Origin of the sequence: Natronorubrum tibetense GA33, from assembly GCF_000383975.1 — an archaeon.
In the GTDB taxonomy this organism is placed as follows: Archaea; Halobacteriota; Halobacteria; order Halobacteriales; family Natrialbaceae; genus Natronorubrum; species Natronorubrum tibetense.
The window spans coordinates 3,146,155-3,166,909 of record NZ_KB913017.1 but is presented as its reverse complement, the minus strand read 5'-3'; the positions used below and the strand labels follow the sequence as shown (position 1 = coordinate 3,166,909).

Sequence of the window (20,755 nt, the reverse complement as noted above, 5' to 3'; positions counted from 1 at the left end):
CGGAGCGAAAACGTGATGAGTCCGTACACTCACGTGATGGCCAATGACCGACGCCGACTCGAGCGCGCTCGCCGATGCGACCGCCTCGTTTCTCGCGGATCACGACGAGGCGGAACGGGCGCTCGAGACCGCACTCGAGGTCGACGCCGGAGCCGAAACCTGGACCTTCGACGACCTCTCGCTTGATTCCGGAACGTTCGGCGAACTCGTCTCTCGCGGGATCGTTGAGAAGGCTGACGGCGAGTACCGGGTCGCCGACGCGGCCGTTGTCCGGGCCGTGCTGTCGGGCGAGGCGGTGGAGTCGGACTCCGACGAAGACTCGTTCGATCTCCGCTCGGCGATCGACCTCGGCGTCTGGGGCGACCGACGGGCACTCGCCGGATTAGTTGGCGCGCTCTTGCTGGTCGTCGCGATGCGGCTCACGCAGTTCCAGTCGGTGTTCCGCGGCGACCACGTCGTCTCGCCGGGCAACGACCCGTACTATTACCGGTACTGGACGAACGAACTGCTGGCCGAATCGACGAGTCCGACGGACATCGGCGTCCTCGCGGAACTGCCGGCCGGGGCCGCCGCTCGGCGGCCGCTAACCCACGGGCTGAACTGGTGGTTCGCGACGTTGTTAGGCGGGGATCAGTGGGCCGCCGATGCGGTCGCGGCCTGGCTGCCCGTCGTCGCCTCCGTCGCGCTCGCCGTCGTTATCTACGCGCTGGCGGTCGTGGTGACGAGGGACGTCAGAGTCGGGATTGCCTCCGTGGTGTTGCTCGCGGTCACGCCCGTACACGCCGTGTACACGCAGGTAGGATTTCTCGAACACCGGTTACACCAGTACCTCTGGCTCGGGGTGACGCTCCTGGCGCTGGCGTGGCTCGCGGTCGATCTGACCCGTCGTCGTGAGACGAACGCCGGTCGGGACGCGGTTCGTGACCACCTCTCGTCGCCCGGAACGTGGCTCACTGCGGTGGTTCTGGGTGTTGCGCTGGGTGTGTCGGCCCACCTGTGGGGCGGTTCCTCACTGCTGTTTGTACCGTTGGCCGCGTACGTCGGCCTCCGAGCCGTCGTCGACGCCCGCGAGGGACTTTCGCCAACGCTGGCGAACCTCCCAGTGCTGGTCGGGATCGGAATCGGGACGGCGATCTCGGTCTGGCTCTACACCAACTGGGGCTGGCACTCCGGGTTCGTCGCGTACACGCCCGCGATGGTGCTCGGGGGTAGCGTCGTCGTACTCGCACTCGGCGACCTGTGGCGACAGTTCGAGCTTCACGTCGGCGGACTCCTCGCGCTCGAGGCGGCCGTCGTCGGCGCGGGACTCTACGCGCTGCGCCGGCTTCGACCGGACGACTGGGCCGAGGCGCGGTCTCGTGCTGATGATCTGCTCCTCCGGGAAGGCATCACGGAGACGTCGTCGTTGTTTACTCCCGAGTACGCGGTGATTTTCGGACCGCTGATCCAGCTCGGGGTCGGCTTCTATCTCGGGGTCGCGGTGTTGATCTGGGCCGTCTGGCACGTCTCTCGCCAGTACGAACCGGCGTGGTTGCTGCTTGCGGTATACACGTCGACTCTCATGCTACTCGCCGCGATTCAGGTTCGGTTCGCCGCACAGTTCGCGGTTCCGCTGTCAGTTCTGGGCGGCGTCGGTTTCGTCTACGCGCTCTCGACGATCGACCTGGCGCGGCGACCGTTCCCGTTCCGGCGAGAAACTGAACGACCGAACGCGGTGGCCGCGGACGGCGGCAGCGACGAGCCCTCGATCACGCTGCCCGACGCACGGAAGCTGGGATACGTCCTCGGCATCGGTCTTCTCGTCTGCGGGTTCAGCCTGCTCTACGTTCCCGGACTCTCCGGGCAGGTCGCTCACGGCGATTCGGAGTTCGAAGCCGCACTGACGATCGACGAGCACGCCGCCGACGCTGACCGGGAGTACCCCGACAGCTTCGTGCTGAGCGAGTGGGGCGACAACCGGATGTACAACTACCACGTGAGCGGGGAGTCGGAGAGATACGGCTACGCGATGTCGAACTTCGACGACTTCCGGTTCGGCAACGATCCGGACGGCAACTACAGCCAGTTCGAGGACAGGGTCGGCTACGTCGTCGTAACCGAACGGGAGGGCGAGCTGCCGGCCGAGAGCGCACACGCGAAACTGCTCGAGGACCTCGGAGCCGGCGGCGACGGCGGCGAGGCGCTCGCCCACTACCAGTTGCTCTACGCGGCCGACGATCGGTCTGCGGCGGCGTTCGCCGTCGTTCCGGGTGCGACGATCGAAACGGACGCCGAACCGGGCGAGACGGTGTCCGTCAGTACCTCGGTGTCGGTCGACGACGAGTCGTTCACCTACGAGCGCGACGTGACCGTCGGAGACGACGGTCAACTCGAGGCGACGGTTCCCTACGACGGGACGTACGCGGTCGGCGACGACAGCGTCGACGTGGCCGAGTCGGACGTACTGGAGGGTGCGGTCCTCGAGGTCGGCGCGGACGGCGACGGGGACTCGAGCTAAGGCGAGATCGTATTCGACCGACACCATCAAGACGACGACGGTCCAGCACAGAGACGAATGCGTCTCGCCGCCAGAATCGCCGTCTCCACGCTCTTGCTCGCGGCACTTTTCGGACTCTGCGTGCACTACGGTGGGGCCTACGACGACAACTGGCCGCATCCGACGGGCGACCAGTTACAGGACGAGTACGACGCCTACGCGGGCGAACGCGTCCTCCTGTTCGGGAGCGTCGAGTCGGTCGATGGCGAGACGACCGTGATCCACGTCACGGACTCCGCCGACGAGGTCGCGGCCGAACTCGAGATCTACGGCGTCGACGACTCGGTGGCCCCCGGCGGCACCGTCCAGGTCTACGGTATCCTCGACTCCGATCGAACGATGACGGCCGACGAAACGGTCGTCGTCGACCGCGACGAGAGCGCGTTCGACTACAAGCTCGGAACCTCCGTCGTTGGCGTCCTGCTCGCGATCGGCTACTTCGGCCGCCACTGGACCGTGAACCCGCGAACGCTCGCCGTCGAACCGCGGGGGCAGGATGCTACCGATATTGTGGAGGCTCCCGACGATGGCTGAACTCCTCTCGCACGTCCTCGTCGCCTACGCTCTCGCTACCGTAGCGAGTTGGCGACTCGAGTGGCTGACAACGCGCTGGGTCGCCATCGCGATGATCGGCGCACTCCTGCCGGATCTCAACCGCATCGGTCTCTTCGTCGCGGATGCGACGCTCGAGAGCGTCTTCGGCGTCCCGTTCAGCGTCGACGCGATCCACACGCTCGGTGGCGTCGTGCTCCTCTCGGGTGTCGGCGCGATGGTCGTCGTCGACCAGCACCGGCGGGCATTCGGCGTGTTGCTCGCGGGCGCGCTCTCGCATCTGCTCGTGGACGCGCTCAAGGCGTACGCCGACGGTGCCGCCGGCGCGTGGCTGTATCCGGTCACCTGGGCCCGCCATCCAACCCCGAACCTGTACGTCTCGTCGGATCCGGCCGTCCTCGCAGTTGTCGGTACCGGGACACTTCTCGTCTGGTGGAGAGACCGCACTCGAAACGAGTGAGCCGCGACGCACGGTCGTTGGACCGAAAGGGAAACCCCTCATCCCTATCGCCAGGTCAAAATGCCTATGTGGATGCGATGAACTCAACAGTGATATGAACGATTCGGGTGCGCCATGGAGCTAATCGACGAAGACGGGAACCTCTTCGGGGCCGTCAACGTCGTCGATGCGCTCGCCGTCTGCCTCGTCCTCGCAGTCCTCGTCGCCGGCGTCGCGGCCGTCGGGACGCTCGGGGCAAGCGAAGAGACCGAGACCGACGAACCTCACATCGAGACTCGCTACGCGACTATCGATCTCGGGACACAGTTGTCGTCGACGGCCGACGATATCTCGGTCGGAGACGAAATGGCTCACGACGACTATCCCCACACGCTCACCGTTACCGACGTGTACGCGACGCCGGTTTCGAGCAGTGAGGCACACGTGACCGTCCGAACGGAGATCGAGGGAACGCAGTTCGAGAACGGAACCTACGCCTTCGGCGATCAAGAGTTCGCCCCCGGACAGAACGTCTCGATCGACACGGGCGAGTACGCCGCCACCGGCGGTATCGACGCCGTCGAAGACGAGGGAACGGACCTCCCGCGCACCGAGACCGACGTGCTACTCGAGACGACGCTCTCGCCGTCCGCCGCCGCAGACGTTCGGGTCGGCGACGAGGTCACGTTCGGTGACGACACCGTCGCGACGGTCGAAACGGTCTCCGTCTACCCCGTCAGTGACGAGCAACACCGAGTGTTCGTCGGCGCAACGCTGACGACCCTCGAGCGAGGGGCGGATCTTCGGTATGGAGACGCGCCGGTCGAATCCGGGTCAGTGATCCCGCTCTCGACCGCCGACTACGATCTCATGTTGGACGTGCTCGAAACGGAGACCATCGAAGAGACCGGAGAGCCAGCGACGACGACCGTCGAAATCGACCTCGAGAAACTGAGCGACCGCGAGGCGAGTCTGTTCGAGCCCGGACTGACCGAGACCGCCGGCGGCGAGACGTGGGCCACGATCGAAGACGTCGAGCGCGAACCCGCGTCGGTCGTCGTCGAAAGCGAGGACGGCCAACTCCACGAGCACGAGCATCCGACGCGAGACGACGTGACGCTCACCGTCGAATTGCAGACTCGAGACACTGAACTAGGCCCCCGATTCAAAGGAGACGCTCTCAACAACGGCGACACCGTCTACCTCGACTTCGGCGTAACGTCCGTCGAGGAACGGGTCTGGATCGTCGACGACTGATCATGCTCGATTCGAACGCCGACTCCCCGAAATCGACGCTCGAAACCCTCGAAGAGCGACTTCGGCGGGGAGTCTCGCAGTCGCGGCTCACTGGCGGTGTCCGAACGCTCGCGCGCTTCGTTCGTCACTCGCGGCTGTATCGCTGGTTCACGACCGAACCCGAGCCGGACGTGATCGTCATCGACCTCCGCGAGACGTACACGGTCGGGCCGTTCATCCGACTTCTCGACCGCTGTCTCGAGGGGGTTTCGGACGCCGCGGAATCGTCGAAAACGGCCGCCGTCGCCGCTCGAGTCGACGCGGCGTTTCGGGTTCGGCCGTTGCGGGTCGTCGGGCTGGCGATGACCGCGGCGGTACTCGGTTCGCTGGTCGTCTCCCTTGCGCTCGGTCGACCAGGGACGGTATCGATCGTCGCGCACGCGGTCCTCGTACTGATTTCGATTTCGGGACTGCGTTCGGAGCGGACGCTCGAGGAGATCACCGAGACGCGGGGTTGGACGGTGCTCGCTGCCGCGTTCGAACCGCCCGAGCCGCCCGAAAAGCGATAGGTTCGCCATCGCGGACGGACTTCCAGACCACCGCGGATATCTCTTCTCGAACCGCGCCCCGTTCTCGAACAGCTGACGTCGCCGTACGCGACTCGAGACGGCTGTCGATATTCGAGGGGACGCGGTCCAAAAAACCGGTGGCCGGTTTCGAGTCGGCGCCTCATCAGTAGAGTCAGCGAACTCGAGTTTCGATACGATTCGGGCCTACCCTCGAACCATCTTCCAGACGTCCGCGAGCACGTTCCAGACCTGTCGGACGACGATCTTTACGTCGACCCAGAACGACTGTCGGCGGATGTACTCGAGGTCGTACCGCAGCTTCGCGTTCGGATCGGTGCTGTTCGCGTCGTTGATCTGGGCCAGCCCGGTCAGCCCCGGTTTCACGAACCAGCGCTTGCGCCAGGCCGGTGCGTCTCGCTCGAGCAGTTCCTCTTCTTCCGTCCAGACAGCGCGCGGGCCGACGACGCTCATGTCGCCGACGAAGATCGACCACAGCTGGGGGAGTTCGTCCAGATGCGTCTTCCGCAGGACGCGGCCGACGCGCGTGATTCGATCGTTGGTCTCGTCGTCGGTGGGCGTCGCGTCCTCACCTTCGGGGACCATCGAACGGAACTTGTAGACCGAGAAGGTCTCGCCCAGCCCGGCCGTCCGATCCTGGCTGTAGAAAACCGGCCCGGGGCTGTCGTATTTGATCGCAGCGGCGATCAACAGCATAACCGGCGCGAAAACGAGCAGCCCGACCGTCGCGAACAGGACGTCGAACACGCGCTTGAACAGGTGGTCAAGCGGATCCCAGGGCTCGAGATCCACGTCGACCAGTTCGCCAACATCCCCCGGGGAGACGAGCACGCTGTCAGCGTACTCTCGGTGAACCTTGGCGTTGACACCGTGTTCGTGACAGGCGTCGAGCGCGCCGAAAAATTCCGCCCGATCGGCCTCTCGAAACGCGAGCACGACGGTATCGATGTCGCGCTCGACGAGCACGTCCTCGAGTCGCGAGAGCCCACCGAGTCGGGTCAGTCCGGCGAGTGCTCGCGGCTCGTCGAGTGTCGAGTCGGGGGAGGGTCTCGGTTCGGGGCCACCCGTCTGACGGCGCTCCACGGCGACGCCACCGTCGGCTCTGACGTTGCCGGTCGTCGCTTGGGGGCCGTGGCCGTCGATATCGTCCTCGTCGAACCCGTGGTAGCCGACGCTCGACGGGCAGAGATAGCCCAGCACGGGGGCGTTGACGGCCGGTGCAATACGCTCGATCTGGGCCAGATCGTCGCCGACGAACAGCGTGCGGCCGTCCGACGCGGCCGGTCGTCGGCGGATCCAGACGAACCACGCCGGGAGCAGTATCGCGAGAAGCCCGACGATCATGACCAGGGTTGCGCGAGGCAGCCTGTGGGACCACTTGAAGTAGCCCAGGGCCGCGAGCCCGAGTCCGGCGACCAGCACCCGTTTCTGGGCCATCGTGACGGTATCCAGGAGGCGACGCGGGCGGGGGCGATAAAGCGGTAGGAGACACGCCGTGACGGCGAGGACGGTGAGGGCGACGGCCCAGTAGAACGAGCTCCCAGTCAGGACGGTCACCTCGAGGCGATCGAACAGGGGGACGTACGTCGTGAAGACGTGCTGGGCGAACGGGTGGTTGGTGGCGAACACGGCGGCGATGGTCAACCCGACCACGCCGAGGACGCTCACGATTCGATATCGCCACCCAGTAAGCATTCGTTACGATGAACGAGTCGGCAGTGTCATAACGTTGTTGAAAACGGTGTCAGACCGAGGATGAATTGGCGATACACGGATCGGTTTTCGGGGTGGAGACTGACTGTATCGAATCTGCTATCTCACTCACCACGGGAGGTAAGGAGCCTATAAGACGGACTCGTGAGAATCCGTGATGGTAATTATTCGGGACGAACGTCCTGTACACCAAGAACCAGATATGTTTTATCAGTTGACGGTTTCGTAGAATTATGTCGGTCGGCCCGTGAGCGCGGTCGAACGCCGAGGCGGGCCGCTCTCGGAATCGAACTGCTGTCAGGGCCCCAAACGGACGCGGTTTCCGACGCACCGAACCGGGACGGTCTCGAGTGGGACCTATTCCCGCTCGAGCGAGTCCGCGTGCACCCAACAGCCACACGGTGACGCTCGGTGCTCGGTCGGTCCGGTGACCGTCACGGCGATGACGGGCCTCCCGCAGGTGGGACACGGCGGGAACGAGTGCGTGTCGGTGTCGCTCGAGTCGGCCGGATCGGGATCAAGAGCGTCGTCCGGACCGTCGCCGGAAGCGTCGTTCGGATCGTCGCCCGAAGTGTCGTCGATGCCTCCGGAATCCGCGTTCTCGCTCGAGTCGCGTTCGTCGACCGCCAGTCGTCGATCGGCCGTGGTGGGGACGATCGGTGGTGGCGACTCGAGACCCGCGCTCGCGGTCGGTCCTCGTCGACGGACGGTCGTTGGCGGTGCTCGGGGTCGATACTGTCGGCTTGCGAGACGTTTAAGCCTCGGTGGTGAGAATTCGGACATGGCTTTCGAAGCCGCACGGCTTGGAAGCCAGTCTCGGGTGGTCCTAGCACCCGGGGCGTTTCGACGCGCGCCCTCTGGGAGGTGGCTTCCGGATACGCGTTCTCGCGGCAGTTATTTAGGCTTATTGAACAGTGTTGAGTTCGGACAGTAAGCGGTGCGTGTCGCCTCACGACAATCGAGTGCTAGAGTGACAACTGAAACGGTGTACACACCGATTGTACGGCGATTGTGCAGTGATTTTCAGTGGTCGGCTACAGCGTCTCGAGATCGATCGGGGGTCAATTTATAGCGTTGTACGGCTTACAGTCGCCCATGTCCACGGATGTCTCTACTCGCGTGCGGAAAATTGCTCGCCATCGCGGCGTCGACGAGTCCCAAATCATTCAGCGGGCCGTCGAGAAGGGACTTGAGGAGCTCTGGCGAGATATCGTGATTACGCAGTATCTCGAGGGAGAGCTCTCGCGAGAGGCGGCTATCGACGAACTCGGGCGCGAGACGGTCCGGAAAGTGGATACTGCAGCGCAGTACGTCGAAGCGGACGTCGAGTGGGGCCTCGATGCGTGAGCGGGAGTCGCGTCGTGATCGATAATTGATAGGGATCATTTTGCGGGCGTATTCGTCCGGTTCGATCGATGCCTCGCAGGCAAGGGAACTCATTAGGGGGTTGAAACGGTCGACATCGCTCTACCTGTCGGATCCGCTCGTGGAACACGCCCTTCGACGGATCGAAGCGAACGAGACGGACTGGTAACTGGGCTGGACTCGAGACGTACGCTCCCATTGGATCTCCACTGTCGAGTGGAGACGGTGGACTGGTTTCGAACGGATCCGGTTCGACCAGTAGTCACGAACGGAGGCAGAACAGAACGCGGTCGCTGTCCGGGTGTAAACGTGGCCTCGAGGAGAACAGAAACGACAGTAACGACTGCGACGGCTGTCGCTGTGTGGTGTAGCGGTCGAAAGAAATGAAAGTGCGTCGGAGCCGGACGAAGTCCGGTGGTTAGTTACGATTTAGTTCTGGCGTCGCAGGGCCAGCATGGCGGCTGCGAGCAGAGCGACGACAGCGACAGCGACACCGAAGCCGGGCGTTCCGTCATCGTCGTCGTCATCGTCGTCGTCATCATCGTCGTCAGTGGCGTCAGTGGAGTCGTCCTCAGTGGAGTCGTCCTCAACGCCGTCGTCGTCATCATCATCGTCCGTAGCAGCCTCTTCGACGTTCAGCGTACCGTCGTAGGAGGCGTCGTCAGAGTCGCTCTCTGCGGTGATGGTGAAGTCGAATTCACCCTCGCCGAGGTCTGCACCGTCGGCGGTGGTGAGCGTCACAGTCTCGGAGTCCTCTCCGTCAACAGTGACTTCTTCGTCGTAGACCTCACCGTCGAGCTCGAGCTCGAGGTCAACCGTGACTTCGTCGGCGTCGTTGTTCGTAACGACAGCGTCGATGTCGGTCGACTCTTCGGTGGTGATCTCTGCGTCGTAGTCAGCGCCGAGCTCGAGGGCGTCAGCATCGTCAGCGCCGGTGAGCGTCAGGTCCTCGAGGACAGCATCGTCTGCTGCGATTCCGCTGTCGACAGTCGAGTCTTCAGCGGTAATGGTGAAGAGCGAACCAACCTGTTCGCCTTCGAGGTCGAACTCAGCTGCGAAGGTGTAGTCGTCACCGACAACAGCGTCGGTGTAGTCGACGAAGCCACCCTCGTCACTTGGCGAGTCTGCGTCAGCTTCGAGTTCCGTACCCGGTGCGACGTTTGTCTCACCGTATGCGGTTGCGTCAGACTCTGCTGGGAGCGAGTCGATATCGTTCCATTCGAGAGTACGCTCGTCGAAGTCGATGTCGAGTTCAGCCTCGTACTCGTCATCGTCAGCGACGTAGTAGTTGTCGTCAGTCACCGTGAAGGTGACTTCGTGTTCGGAATCTTCGTACTCGAAGCCGTCGAGTTCATCGAGGTCGATTTCGAAGATCAGGTCACCGTCGTACTCATCAAGGTCATCGTCAAGGAGTTCGACGAAATCCAGGCTGGTGTTGCTGCTGTTCCAGGTGACGTCGTCTTCACCAAGCACTGTCGATTCGTCCTGAACGATTTCAACAACGAACTCATCAGTGTCGAGGTTCTCAACTGCGCCATCGGCACCGAAGTCCTCGAGCGTCAGGAACAGCTGGTCACCCTCTGCGATGGTGTCCGTCTCAGTTGCGTACTCGTGGAAGTCTTCGAAGTCGTCAACATCTTCATCGGCTGGTGCGGTGGAGCTAACCGTGTCACCGAAGCCAGCGTGCTCGTTAACGACGAGTCGGTCACGGTCGAAATCCTCGAAGTCCTCGAGGTCAACCGGGTCATCCAGCTGGTCGCCCTGACCGATGCTCAGGTCCCAGTTGTGGACTGGCAGTGCCTGATCATCGATCTTCTGGTCACCGTGGAACGCTTCACTCACTTCAGCATCGGAGTCATCGTGGACTGTCCACGCTTCGTCGTCGCTGGGTGCGTGCGTGTTGTACAGAAGAGTGACCTCGTCACCCTCAATGTCGGTCACCTCAACGCCCGAGGCGAAGTCTACGTCCTCTTCGTAGAGAACAACGGAGGCACTGCTAGCCTGCTCGACACCGATGGTGATCTCAGCGAAGTCACCTTGGTTGACATCCTCCACATTGACGAATTCGTAGTCAGCATCGTCGTCGGTCACAGAGACCGAAGCATTGTCGGATGCCGTCGTGTCAGTTACATCGAACGTGAATTCGTAGTCACCGACTTCGCTTTCGGCGAAGTCAGCTTCGAAGTCATCCTCAACGTCGAGGTCGTCAATCTGGACGGTCTCATCGCCGACCTCTTCGCTGTCGGTGAAGATCGCAGCGAGTTCGTCGTCGCTGAGGGTTTCGCCGTCGAGTTCACCAGTCACATTAAGGGCGATGTTACCGTCAGATCGTTCGACATCACTAACGTCTTCGTAGTTAACGGTAACTGGGTCGTCCTGACCAGCAACAGAGGATTCGAATTCTACATCAATCTCCTGCTCATTGACCCAGAAAGAACCGGTGTCCACATCGTCATGGTTGATGTAGTACCGACCCTCGTCGAGTTCGGTCGTGTCGACAGTAGCGGTTCCGTCTTGACCGACACGGAGGTTCTGGATGACCTCGTCGCCCTGTTTCAGGTCAGCAGGGTCGTTGAGGTTCGTGAATTCGACTTGCTGTCCGATCCATACGTCGTCTCCATTGAGGTCGGTTGCGTCAAGCGACCTATCTGCGTGCTCATTTGCCGCCGCCGCACCCGCAAACGCTGCGGACATGGCGACAACAGAGAGTACCATAAGCGCGGCCAGGAACACTGCGCGTCCCTTTTCGCGATATGAAATTTCGTTTGTCATTTATGTTGTGTTGTCTTTTGTTGTTGGTTGGTCTGCGAGCGATACGACAGGAGTGCGAGTGAGCGACCAGTGCAAACCGCCGCACTGACCCGCACCGGGTAGGGGTATCAGAAATGTATAAAGCATCACGTAATAAGCTTTCTGGAACACTCAGTGATCGATTACTTCGGCTTCGATTGGATAAAACCGCATGACGTGGCAGCGATTAACGACTCGAGTCACCAATTGATACCACTTCGTGAAGATCGATTCCAACTGAGAATTACTCATAAAGAAACCTGACTTTCTCGATTTGGTGTGGATCTTCACCCCTTGTTACTCGTCCCGACCACGCCACAGTCGCGAGTCCATTCTCTCCTAACCACTGATTACCACCTTGGAAACCGACACGAACGCCCCCTCGCGCGCACAACAACCAAATTGGTCTCGAGCGAGGCGAACCAACCCACGACGAGAGCGCGGATGATCGGTCCGAAAACGGGACAGTCCCGATCAGAACGATTTTGGCGAATCCCTCAGAACACGAGCGGTATGAATCTGGACCGACGACGCTTGCTCGGGCTCACCGGGGCGACCGCAGCCGCTTCGATGGCCGCGCTGGCCGGCTGTACGAGCGCCGATGATGGCGACGATGACGGAAACGGGGCCGACGACAGCGACGAAAACGGTGACACCGACGAAAACGGCGACAACGGGGAACCCGAGTCGGAGGACGCCAGCGAGTCCACCACCCACCCTACCTACGAGCGGTGGCTGGCGAGCGACGACGAGGACGAACTGCTATTCAGTTACATCGACTGGGCCGGCCTCGAGGCGTTCGAGGACGACGAGGACGAACCGATGCCCGACGACGACCACACCGACGCGGAGGATCCGATGATCCAACTGCCGATGCTCGGGCTCTTCGTCGGCGCGATGTCGGCCGGCTTCGCGATTCCGGGAACCGGACTCGATCGAATCGTCGATATGGAGGACGACCTGGCTGCGGCGGACGCCGAGACGACGCTCAACGAACTGCTGGTCGTCAACGAGACGGTGCTCTTCCTGGGCGACGTCGCGACCGACGAAGTCGTTGACGCGCTCACCGAAACCAGTGACGACCCGTACGCCGCCGGAACGACGTTCGGCCACGTCGAGGATGTCGGCGACTTCGAACTCTACGAGAGCGAATCCGACGACGACGGATTCGGCGACCCGTCGGACCAGGCCGTGGCCGTCGGTCCCGACGCAATCCTCCTCGCCAGCGACTCCGAGACTGCGGACGGAATCGACCACGTTCGATCCGTCCTCGAGACCGAAGCGGGCGATCGCGAGCGCGCGACCGACGAGCGCGACGAGTTCGACTGGACGCTCGAGACGGCCGGCGAGGGCCACGTCGTCCTCGGCATCTACGGCGGCGAGGAGGATATCGACGACGTCGAAGAGGCGAACACGATCGTCAGCTCGCTCACGTTCGACGCGGACGGCAGCGCCGAGGGCGACTTCGCGGCGACCTTCGAGACGATCGACGACGAGACGGAAACCGAACTCGAGACCGAACTCGGCGCGACGGCCGACGATCGGAGCCTCGAGGTCGAAGACGGTCGGGTCACGGCGCAGGCGTCGTGGGATGCGGACAACGAGGCGCTCGAGTAATCGGTTTACGGGATGGGCACGTCGTCGGGAACGAGCGTGAACCCGAGCGTTCGAAAATCGCTATCGAACGCAAACACGTGTTCAACCTCGTAGGCAGCCGCGAGCGATCCCGTCGCGTGATCGACGAACGAAATCTGCTGGTCGTCGAAGTGAGCGAATTCGTCACAGATCGCATCGAATTGCGTTTCGTCGGGGTGGAGGACCGTGACCGCCGACGAATTTCGAATCCTTCGAAGCGTCTCGAACGCCTTTTCGTGGCTCTTTTTTCGGAGAATAAGCGTCGCTAATTCGCCGAGAACGTATCCGGTGGTGTACAGCGGACGAAACCAGAGGTCACCCGTCTGAATCCCGTTCATGACGGTACGTGCTCGTTCGTGACGAGGAGAATCCCGGACGAAGTGTGCGAAGAACGCACCCGTATCGACGAACAGCGGAGTCGTTCCCGGACCGCTCATTCCTCGAGTTCACCGTAGAGGACGTCGTCGATGTCGTCTTCGTCGACCGATTCGTCGACAGCAAACGCAGGAGCAGTAAAAAGTGGGTCGTCGGCCTCCGTTTCCGTGTGCTCTCCGGCCGTCTCCGTCGGGTACCACCACACGACGGTCCGACTACCGAGGGTGACTTTCTCCAGCGCCCCGGCTGCCGCCAAGTCAGATAATCGACGATAGGCCGTGGATCGGTCGACACCGAAGCGGTCGGCGACCTCCTGAGCGGTATGGAACGGCCGACCGTCGGCGAAGTATGCGAGAACCTCCTCGTCGTCGAACGTCGATTCGAACTGCCCCGATTCGTCCCGATCGGCGTTTCCGGACATCTCCTTCTCTACTCGAGAAAGTACCCGCACACCAATAGGTGTGCCGGGTCAGCGTTAGCCCACACTACGTAGTGCTTGGTCGGTACAGATTCGAGCACTCGTTCGTTTTTGAACTGTTCGGAGGAAGAGATTCGTCCTGCGATCGCGTTAGAACAATGAAACGGCTGTTCGTCGCTCAGAACGGGAACAGCGAGTCGGCCTCGAGGTCGCGCTCGATCAGTTCGATCTCGTGGCCGTCCTGATCTTTCGTAAAGGCGTACATGTTGTCGTTGCTCTCGGGATCTCGGTAGTCCTCGGCCTCCCGAACCAGCAACTGGTCCCAATCCTCCTCGAGGTCGTCCATCCGAACGCAGAGGTGTCCCCAGGCGTCGCCCAGGTCGTAGCTGCGGCCGTCGTAGTTGTACGTCAGCTCGACGGACATCGCCTCGTCGGCGGCGTCGCTCGGCTCGACGAAGTAGTTCGCGAACGTGTCGGACTCCCAGCGACCGATCTCGTCGTACTCGAACTTCCGGGTCCAGAAGCCGAGGGCTTCGTCGGCGTCCTCGACACGGATCATGGTGTGGTCGAGCGACCACGTCTCGCCCTGATCACGCTGGACGATCTCGATCTCGTGGCCGTCGGGATCTTTGACGAACGCGTACCGGCCGCCGCAGCTCTCCGGATCGCGGTAGTCCTCGACGCCCGCGTCCATCAGCTGCTCGTAGTGGTCCTCGAGCTCCCCCTCGGGCACGCGAACCGCAATGTGTCCCCAGGCGTCGCCCAGTTCGAGATCCGCGCCCTCGTTGTGGGTGAGCTCGAGCATCGCGCCCTCCTCGTGCATCTCCTCGGGCCCGAGGTAGACGATGGTGAAACCGTCGCCCTCGTAGCGGTCTTTCTCCTCGTACTCCAGGTGCGTCTGGTACCAGTCGAGGGACTCCTCGAGATCCTCGACGCGAATCATCGTGTGGTCGAGCGTTCCGTCCATACGCGACACGACGCCTGCGGGATCAAAAAGCGTGGCGAAGCCGGCGGGCTACTCGTCACTGCTGTCGCCGTCGGCGCGCTCCGCGGACGTCCGCGACGCGATCGGATCGAGTCCCTTGCGCGCCCCGTCGAACTCCGACAGCCCGCGGACGAGCCCGTAGAGAAGCACGACTCCCAGTGGCAGGAAGATGACTGGCGAAACGTCCAGATAGCCGTAGAGCAGGTAACAGACGATCACGACGACCATGACGGTCGCGGCGTAGTAGATCTGTGTGCGCACGTGGTCGATCAGATCGGCCCCGGTGAACGTCGACGACAGCACCGACGTGTCGGAGATGGGCGAAGTGTGGTCGCCGAAGATCGCCCCCGAAAAGACGGCCCCGACGACGACCGGCATCAGATCGAACGTTCCCGTCAGGCTGTACGCGAGTTCGATCGCGAGCGGCGTCACGATCCCCATCGTCGCCCATGACGACCCCATCGTGAACGCGATAAACGCCGCCACGAGGAGGATCACGATGGGAAACACGGCGATCGGAATCGCGTCCCCGACCGCACCGGCGACGTAGTCGCCCGTCTCGAGCGCCGACGCGACGTCGCTGATCGCCCACGCGAGGACGAGGATCGTGACGGCGGTCACCATGAGCCGGAAGCCGTCGATGACGGTGTCGACGCCGTCGCCGAGATCGAAGAGATCGTAGGCGACGCCGATCGCGATCGCGGTCGCCACCATGGCGAACGAGCCCCAGACCAGCGCGCCGGCGAAGTCCCCCGCGCCGACGATATCGACGAGCACCTGCAGCCAGCCGTCCTCGCCCGCGGCGGTGCCGACGGCAGTCGGCGCGCCTTCCTCGGCCTGCTCCGCGGTCCACCCGTCGTACCCGGTCCAGAGCGCACCGGCCAGCGTGACCGCGATCAGGACGACGACGGGGGCGAAGAACGTCCGCAGCATCGGCCGATCGTCGATCGGTTCGCCGAGGTCCTTCTCGACTTCCTGTAACGGCTGGGCGTCCTCCCGGCTGACCTTCCCGGTCGTCCACGCGCGGTGTTCCGCGTCGAGCATCTCGCCGTAGTCCCGGCGGGTGTAGACGACGATGCCGACCATCGCGATCGCGAGCAGCGAGTAGGTGTTGTACGGAATCGACCAGACGAACGTCTCGAACGCCGTCGGGGCCTCCTCCTCGACGCCGAGATCGTCGTAGCCGGCGGCGATCAGCGAGAGCTGGAAAGCGACCCAACTCGAGAGCCCGATCGTCGCCACGGGCGCGGCCGTCGAGTCGACGATGTAGGAGAGCTTCTCGCGAGAGATGCGGAACTGATCCGAGATCTCGCGCATCGTGCTGCCCACGATCGCGGTGTTCGCGTAGTCGTCGAAAAACATCAGCAACCCCAGTACCCACGTCGTCAGCCCGACGGTTCGCTGGGTCTCGAGTCGGGCCGTCGCCCAGTTACGAACGGCGGTTGCCCCGCCGAGACGCCAGATGAGCGCGACGCCCGAGCCGAGCAAGATCGTAAACAGCAGTATCTGGACGTGAAACCCCTCGTCGGCGATGATCGCCCCGACGATCCAGTCGAACGTCTGTGCGAGACCGAGGCCCTCGGTGTAGATGACGGCTCCCGACCAGACGCCGAGGAACAGCGAGAGCATCGGCCGCCGGGTGACGATCGCAAGGACGATCGCGAGCAGCGGCGGAACCAGCGACAGAGCACCGAATTCGGACATGCTAGAGATCCCATCGGGCTGGCGAATAACGCTAGTCGATCAGAACGGTACACTCAATTTGCTAACTAATTCCGGAGTGACTGAACGAGCGGGCGAACAGTTCCTCGAGTCCACACTACCATCGAACGAAACTGCTCCCGCCGTCTCGACGCTGAAGACGGCTACCGTCGCAGAATCAGTTTCAGCACGTCCTCGTCCTCGAGCACGTGATCCTTCCCGACCTGTTGCTGGTCGTGGGTCGCGCTGGACCCCGTCACGCGGGCGAACCGGAACCGCTCTTCCATCTCGCCGCCGAGTTTCTCGATGGCTTCGGCGACGGTCGCGCCCTCCTCGATGACGAGCGGCTCCTCCCAGTCGATGCCGCGTCCGGGTTTCTCCATGTAGACTCGGATGAGTCCGAGGTTGTCCCAGATGCGGTCTTTGAGGACGTCCAGTCCCTTCTCCTCCTCGGCGCTGATGAACGTCACCTCTTCGGGATCTAAGTCGCGCTCGCGGAGTTGCTCGTCTACGGTTTCTTTGTAGGAGGGTTCGATCAGGTCGACCTTGTTCACGCAGGTGATCGAGGGAATGTACTCCCGATTCTCCATCAGGCCGTCGACCAGTCGGTCGATATCGACGTTCTCCTGGAGATTGAGGTCGGCGTTCACGTAGCCCTGATCGCGCAACACGTCCGAGATCGTCTTCTCGTCTAAGTCCTGCTCGGTGCTCGAGGTAATCTTGATGCCGTCTTTGATCTTCGGCCGGACGGTGACCCGCGGCGGTTCCTGATCGACGCGGATGTTGATGTCGTACAACTCCTCTTGCAGTCGATCGTACTGCTCGATCTCGAACACCGAGAGGGTGAAAATGATCAGGTCGGCGTTCCGGACGACCGCCAGCACCTGCTGGCCGTCGCCCCGTCCCGACGCCGCGCCCTCGATCAGCCCGGGCACGTCCAGCATCTGGATGTTCGCCCCGCGGTGCTGGAGCATGCCGGGGTTGACGTCCAGCGTCGTGAACTCGTAGGACCCCGTCTCGCTCTCGGCGTTGGTCAGCGAGTTCAACAGCGAGGACTTGCCGACGCTCGGGAAGCCAACCAATGCGACGGTCGCGTCGCCGTGTTTCTCGACGGAGTAGCCGGTGCCGCCGCCGGCCGAGCTCTGATTCTGGAGCTTTTCCTTTTTCTCCGCGAGCTTGGACTTCAGCCGGCCGATGTGGGCCTCCGTCGACTTGTTGTAGGGCGTGTTGGCGATTTCGTCTTCGATCTTCTCGATTTCGTCCTCGAGCCCCATTTGTCTGTACCCAACCGCCCGTGCCGAAAAACCCTTTCGAGACGCACGGCGAGTGGGGATCCTCCGTTGTGGTTCGCGTCCGCTCGCGAGCGACGGCTCCGAACGGCCGAGTCCGAGCACGAACGAAAAATAGCTTCGGCGGAGAACACGAGGCCGCTACTATCGTATCTCCCCGTAACTTCCGACCAGCTCCCCCGCAACGTACCGTCGCTGTTCGAATCCGAGGGCGTTGCAGAGCAGAGTGTGGCCCATAAACGATACCGCGTAGTCGCCCATGCCGAACGGATGAAGCTCGGTCTGCTGGGCCGGCGGCAGGGCGGAGCCGAGGACGTTGATCTCGCTGTCGCCGGCGGTGAGCCGGCCGGCACCGACGCCCTCGCCACCGATCGTCCCGGCGACTTCACCGCCAGCGCCCTGGAAGGCGTCCTCGTCGACGACGGTCGCCGGCTGGTCGACGCCGGTCGTGTAGCCGAGCTGTGACCCCTTCCACATCTCCTGTTGTCGGGGCCGAATCCCCGCGAGGAAATCGTGATCGAAGTCGCGGTCCTCGAGGTTGGCGAACTGGACCTCGATATCGCTGACGTCGTCGCCACTGAGCTGGGCGGCGTCGCCGACATCTAGAGTGCCGAGGAGGTTGACGCCGCTATCCGTTAAGACGAGATCACCCCCGGTCTCGACGAACGCTTCGATCGCTTCGATGTACCGGGAGTCGTCGATCCCGTCGTCGTGTGAGACGACGAGTTTGTCGTAGTGGCGTTGTCCGGAGTTGCCTCGGAGCAATCGCCCGCGGCTGACGTGGTGGACGCTCATTTCGTCCATCGCGCCGTCTTCGACGTACGGCTCGAGGTCGGCGAAGAACTGCACCGGGTTGACGACGTACTCGCGTTGCTCGTACCCCAGGACCTCTTCGGGGTCGGGGTGTTCGTCCTCGGAATCGAGGCGGGTGAGCTGGACGTCGACGTCCGCGTCGGCGTCGACCTCGACGCGCCAGTCGCCCCCCTCGGGGCGGCGGACGAACCAGTCCTCGAAGTCGTGTCCAGGGACGTCCGTCGCGGTCGGATCCGCCCGTTCCGCGAGGTCGAGTTCGCGGACGACGTTCCCGGCGGGGTTGTGGAGCCGTACCGTTCCCTCGGTCGCGTCGTCGAGGCCCCGGAAGTGGACGAACAGCGAGTGCGACGACTCGACGGCGGACGTGTCGACGCTCGCCCTGCCGCTAGGTCCGGACTGGATGGTCTCGTGGCGGTGCTGCACTGCGGTGGCCCGGCCTCTCCCGGGCCCGCGGCCCTGACCGGGGCTCTCGTCGGTGTGCGAAAGATCCGCAGACCGACGGGTCAGCGTCTCCGAGGTGACGTAGGCGGTGTCCTGGCCTCCGGTCCCGACGGTCGCGTCGGTCTCCGCGGCGGTCATCCGCGCGTACTCGCGCATCGACAGACGGTAAGCGGTGGCGTAGTGACGCGACCAGTAGGGCTTCCACTCCTTGATCGCGGATCCGAAGTGATTCGAGATGATGACCTCGGGGGCGACGGTGACGGCACCGAGGCCGCCGAACGCCCCGGGCTGGCCGGCCCAACCCAGGAACGCACCCGTGACCTGGTAGGACAGCGAGTCGTAGATCGTCCCCCAGTCGAGGAGACCCTCGTAGCTGTCGCCCTCGGGGAGGAACGGGGCCCCGTACTCGGTTTCACCGGCCTCCATGATGTCGGACGCCAGCGGTTCGGTCTCGACCGAGCCCCACTCCTTGGCCATCGCTTCGCCGATCTGGATGCTCACCTCGTCTAAGTCGTGGGTCTTGTCGTGGGTGAACGGGGCGTTCGTCTCGAGGTTGAACACCATGTGGTCGGCGGTGTACATCCCGTGGTAGTCACAGAGGAACTCCACGTTGTCGTACGCCCGGAAGTGCTCGACGATGGCCAGCGCGTCCGGAACCATCTCCTGGTAGCCCCGACCCTCGGGATCGTCGGGACGCACGTCGGGCGTGTCCTCGGGTTCGGCGGGCCAGAACGACGGGTCCGTCCAGCCCATGGTTGGATACTGTCGATTCGTGTCGAGACCCGACGCGTTGCCGCGCTGGAAGTTCCAGTCGTGACCCGCGACCCACGGGATCTCGGTTTCGGGCTTCCGCGAGACCCAGCCGTCCGGGTTCGTGAACAGGAAGAGGAGAACGATGTCGTCGAGCAGGTCCTCGAAGTCGGGGGCCTCGCCGCGGGCGATATCCTCGATGATGCGACAGCCGGCCTCGGTGCCGGCGCGCTCGTCGCCGTGGATGTTGAGGGAGTAGACGACCTTCTCCTTCTCGGCGAAGGACGCCTCGTCGTTGACGTCGTTCGTGACCTCGGCGACGTAGACGTCACTCGGATCGGGATTATCGCCGGTGAACTGGTTGTTCCAGCCGGGCGACTGTCCGATCGAGTAGCAGTTGATCCGGTCGGGACTCACCTCCTCCTCGAGGTATCGGATGCCCTGGACGGATTCTTCGTACGAGAGCCAATCGCGGGATTCCTCGACCGGCGGGAAGACACCGTCTGCGTACGGGTCCTCCAGGTGCCACCACGGGTTCGCCCCCGGGGAGTAGCCTACCCCCTCGATGTCGTCCCCGAACTCGTCGAGAACCGAATCGAGTTCGTCTGCATCGAGGTGGGCGTGTGCCGCCGCCGTCGGCTCGGTTCGCGTCACCGCCGTCGGCGGCGCAGTCTGGTCGTCGACGTCCCAATCGGGGTCGGTGTACGCCGCTTCGAACGTCGCCGGAACGCCGCCCTCGAACGTGATGACGACAGGTACCTCGTAGTCATCCGGAGTAGCGTTGACGGCGAAGGCGGCCCGTTCCGTCAGCGCATCGTGCTCGACGGTGGCCGATACCGTACTCGGTACTGCGAGTGCCACACCGGTTGCTGCCGCGACGCTCAAGAAGGTGCGCCGTCCGACGCTGCCGCCGTCGAAGGCACTTTCGTCCAGTTCCGCGGCTTCTTCGTGAGTGTAGCGTTCCTGATCGTCGTCCCGTGTCGCTCGGTCGGAGTCGTGTCGTTCAGTGCTCATGTTTTATTTGGTAACTCTCCGCACAGCCGGCTATTATAGAGTATTATAATATCGTGACTATCACTCTCAGATTAACGTACTCAACGAAATACTTATAGGAAATAAAGATATTCATC

General features: G+C 63.0%; 17 protein-coding genes. 8 read left to right on the top strand and 9 right to left on the bottom strand.

Features of this window, described 5'->3' with window-relative positions; translation table 11 throughout:
* The first annotated feature begins 43 nt into the window (after positions 1 to 43).
* The 5 genes from NATTI_RS0116405 to NATTI_RS0116385 all read left to right on the top strand — a co-directional run bounded on the left by NATTI_RS0116405 (position 44) and on the right by NATTI_RS0116385 (position 5,332).
* Positions 44 to 2,497, top strand: coding sequence for a hypothetical protein (locus NATTI_RS0116405; protein WP_006090673.1), 2,454 nt, complete (start codon positions 44 to 46; stop codon positions 2,495 to 2,497).
* 57 nt (positions 2,498 to 2,554) lie between these two features.
* A complete protein-coding gene (locus NATTI_RS0116400; RefSeq protein ID WP_006090672.1) occupies positions 2,555 to 3,070 on the top strand; it encodes a single stranded DNA-binding domain-containing protein in 516 nt (171 codons plus the stop codon).
* Complete coding sequence (locus tag NATTI_RS0116395) at positions 3,063 to 3,548, top strand: metal-dependent hydrolase (RefSeq protein WP_006090670.1); 486 nt, start codon at positions 3,063 to 3,065, stop codon at positions 3,546 to 3,548. Before NATTI_RS0116400 ends, NATTI_RS0116395 begins: the two co-directional genes overlap by 8 nt.
* Positions 3,549 to 3,662: 114 nt before the next feature.
* Positions 3,663 to 4,784, top strand: a complete 1,122-nt coding sequence (locus NATTI_RS0116390; RefSeq protein WP_006090668.1) for a DUF4330 family protein — start codon at positions 3,663 to 3,665, stop codon at positions 4,782 to 4,784.
* 2 nt (positions 4,785 to 4,786) lie between these two features.
* A complete protein-coding gene (locus NATTI_RS0116385; protein WP_006090667.1) occupies positions 4,787 to 5,332 on the top strand; it encodes a hypothetical protein in 546 nt (181 codons plus the stop codon).
* A gap of 204 nt (positions 5,333 to 5,536) precedes the next feature.
* Here the strand turns inward: NATTI_RS0116385 and NATTI_RS0116380 are convergent, their stop codons facing one another.
* On the bottom strand, positions 5,537 to 7,045 hold the full coding sequence (locus NATTI_RS0116380; RefSeq protein ID WP_019991954.1) for a sugar transferase: 1,509 nt from the start codon (positions 7,043 to 7,045) through the stop codon (positions 5,537 to 5,539).
* Between the two features lie 375 nt (positions 7,046 to 7,420).
* Complete coding sequence (locus NATTI_RS0116375; protein WP_006090665.1) at positions 7,421 to 7,846, bottom strand: hypothetical protein; 426 nt, start codon at positions 7,844 to 7,846, stop codon at positions 7,421 to 7,423.
* Positions 7,847 to 8,158: 312 nt separating this feature from the next.
* Here NATTI_RS0116375 and NATTI_RS0116370 point away from each other — a divergent pair, with 312 nt between their 5' ends.
* Both NATTI_RS0116370 and NATTI_RS27505 read left to right on the top strand, forming a co-directional pair.
* Complete coding sequence (locus NATTI_RS0116370; protein ID WP_027119189.1) at positions 8,159 to 8,410, top strand: hypothetical protein; 252 nt, start codon at positions 8,159 to 8,161, stop codon at positions 8,408 to 8,410.
* Between the two features lie 25 nt (positions 8,411 to 8,435).
* Positions 8,436 to 8,597, top strand: coding sequence for a DUF3368 domain-containing protein (locus NATTI_RS27505; RefSeq protein WP_152423949.1), 162 nt, complete (start codon positions 8,436 to 8,438; stop codon positions 8,595 to 8,597).
* A gap of 260 nt (positions 8,598 to 8,857) precedes the next feature.
* Here the strand turns inward: NATTI_RS27505 and NATTI_RS27035 are convergent, their stop codons facing one another.
* Positions 8,858 to 9,730: a BGTF surface domain-containing protein gene (locus NATTI_RS27035; protein ID WP_169554999.1), complete on the bottom strand. Its 873-nt coding sequence runs from the start codon at positions 9,728 to 9,730 to the stop codon at positions 8,858 to 8,860.
* Positions 9,731 to 11,731: 2,001 nt separating this feature from the next.
* On the opposite strand from NATTI_RS27035, the gene NATTI_RS0116355 reads away from it, so the two are divergent.
* Entirely contained in the window at positions 11,732 to 12,835 is a 1,104-nt protein-coding gene (locus NATTI_RS0116355) for a hypothetical protein (RefSeq protein ID WP_019991952.1), read from the top strand.
* A gap of 5 nt (positions 12,836 to 12,840) precedes the next feature.
* Here the strand turns inward: NATTI_RS0116355 and NATTI_RS0116350 are convergent, their stop codons facing one another.
* The 6 genes from NATTI_RS0116350 to NATTI_RS0116325 form a co-directional block, all read right to left on the bottom strand.
* Positions 12,841 to 13,290: a type II toxin-antitoxin system VapC family toxin gene (locus tag NATTI_RS0116350; RefSeq protein WP_006090658.1), complete on the bottom strand. Its 450-nt coding sequence runs from the start codon at positions 13,288 to 13,290 to the stop codon at positions 12,841 to 12,843.
* Positions 13,287 to 13,649, bottom strand: coding sequence for a helix-turn-helix domain-containing protein (locus NATTI_RS0116345; protein ID WP_006090656.1), 363 nt, complete (start codon positions 13,647 to 13,649; stop codon positions 13,287 to 13,289). The genes NATTI_RS0116350 and NATTI_RS0116345 overlap by 4 nt, the downstream gene beginning before the upstream one ends.
* Positions 13,650 to 13,824: 175 nt before the next feature.
* Positions 13,825 to 14,613, bottom strand: coding sequence for a VOC family protein (locus NATTI_RS0116340; RefSeq protein WP_006090655.1), 789 nt, complete (start codon positions 14,611 to 14,613; stop codon positions 13,825 to 13,827).
* 48 nt (positions 14,614 to 14,661) lie between these two features.
* On the bottom strand, positions 14,662 to 16,335 hold the full coding sequence (locus tag NATTI_RS0116335) for a Na+/H+ antiporter NhaC family protein (protein WP_006090653.1): 1,674 nt from the start codon (positions 16,333 to 16,335) through the stop codon (positions 14,662 to 14,664).
* Between the two features lie 161 nt (positions 16,336 to 16,496).
* Positions 16,497 to 17,606, bottom strand: coding sequence for an OBG GTPase family GTP-binding protein (locus tag NATTI_RS0116330; RefSeq protein ID WP_006090651.1), 1,110 nt, complete (start codon positions 17,604 to 17,606; stop codon positions 16,497 to 16,499).
* A 159-nt stretch (positions 17,607 to 17,765) separates the two neighbouring features.
* Positions 17,766 to 20,639 (bottom strand): M14 family zinc carboxypeptidase, encoded by a 2,874-nt coding sequence (locus tag NATTI_RS0116325; RefSeq protein WP_006090649.1) that lies wholly within the window; start codon positions 20,637 to 20,639, stop codon positions 17,766 to 17,768.
* Positions 20,640 to 20,755: the final 116 nt, after the last annotated feature.

Bases quoted from the DNA above. Each gene is read 5' to 3' on its own strand.
- NATTI_RS0116405 (WP_006090673.1), top strand. From the start codon at position 44: ATGACCGACGCCGACTCGAGCGCGCTCGCCGATGCGACCGCCTCGTTT.
- NATTI_RS0116400 (WP_006090672.1), top strand. From the start codon at position 2,555: ATGCGTCTCGCCGCCAGAATCGCCGTCTCCACGCTCTTGCTCGCGGCA.
- NATTI_RS0116395 (WP_006090670.1), top strand. From the start codon at position 3,063: ATGGCTGAACTCCTCTCGCACGTCCTCGTCGCCTACGCTCTCGCTACC.
- NATTI_RS0116390 (WP_006090668.1), top strand. From the start codon at position 3,663: ATGGAGCTAATCGACGAAGACGGGAACCTCTTCGGGGCCGTCAACGTC.
- NATTI_RS0116385 (WP_006090667.1), top strand. From the start codon at position 4,787: ATGCTCGATTCGAACGCCGACTCCCCGAAATCGACGCTCGAAACCCTC.
- NATTI_RS0116380 (WP_019991954.1), bottom strand. From the start codon at position 7,045: ATGCTTACTGGGTGGCGATATCGAATCGTGAGCGTCCTCGGCGTGGTC.
- NATTI_RS0116375 (WP_006090665.1), bottom strand. From the start codon at position 7,846: ATGTCCGAATTCTCACCACCGAGGCTTAAACGTCTCGCAAGCCGACAG.
- NATTI_RS0116370 (WP_027119189.1), top strand. From the start codon at position 8,159: ATGTCCACGGATGTCTCTACTCGCGTGCGGAAAATTGCTCGCCATCGC.
- NATTI_RS0116355 (WP_019991952.1), top strand. From the start codon at position 11,732: ATGAATCTGGACCGACGACGCTTGCTCGGGCTCACCGGGGCGACCGCA.
- NATTI_RS0116350 (WP_006090658.1), bottom strand. From the start codon at position 13,290: ATGAGCGGTCCGGGAACGACTCCGCTGTTCGTCGATACGGGTGCGTTC.
- NATTI_RS0116345 (WP_006090656.1), bottom strand. From the start codon at position 13,649: ATGTCCGGAAACGCCGATCGGGACGAATCGGGGCAGTTCGAATCGACG.
- NATTI_RS0116340 (WP_006090655.1), bottom strand. From the start codon at position 14,613: ATGGACGGAACGCTCGACCACACGATGATTCGCGTCGAGGATCTCGAG.
- NATTI_RS0116335 (WP_006090653.1), bottom strand. From the start codon at position 16,335: ATGTCCGAATTCGGTGCTCTGTCGCTGGTTCCGCCGCTGCTCGCGATC.
- NATTI_RS0116330 (WP_006090651.1), bottom strand. From the start codon at position 17,606: ATGGGGCTCGAGGACGAAATCGAGAAGATCGAAGACGAAATCGCCAAC.
- NATTI_RS0116325 (WP_006090649.1), bottom strand. From the start codon at position 20,639: ATGAGCACTGAACGACACGACTCCGACCGAGCGACACGGGACGACGAT.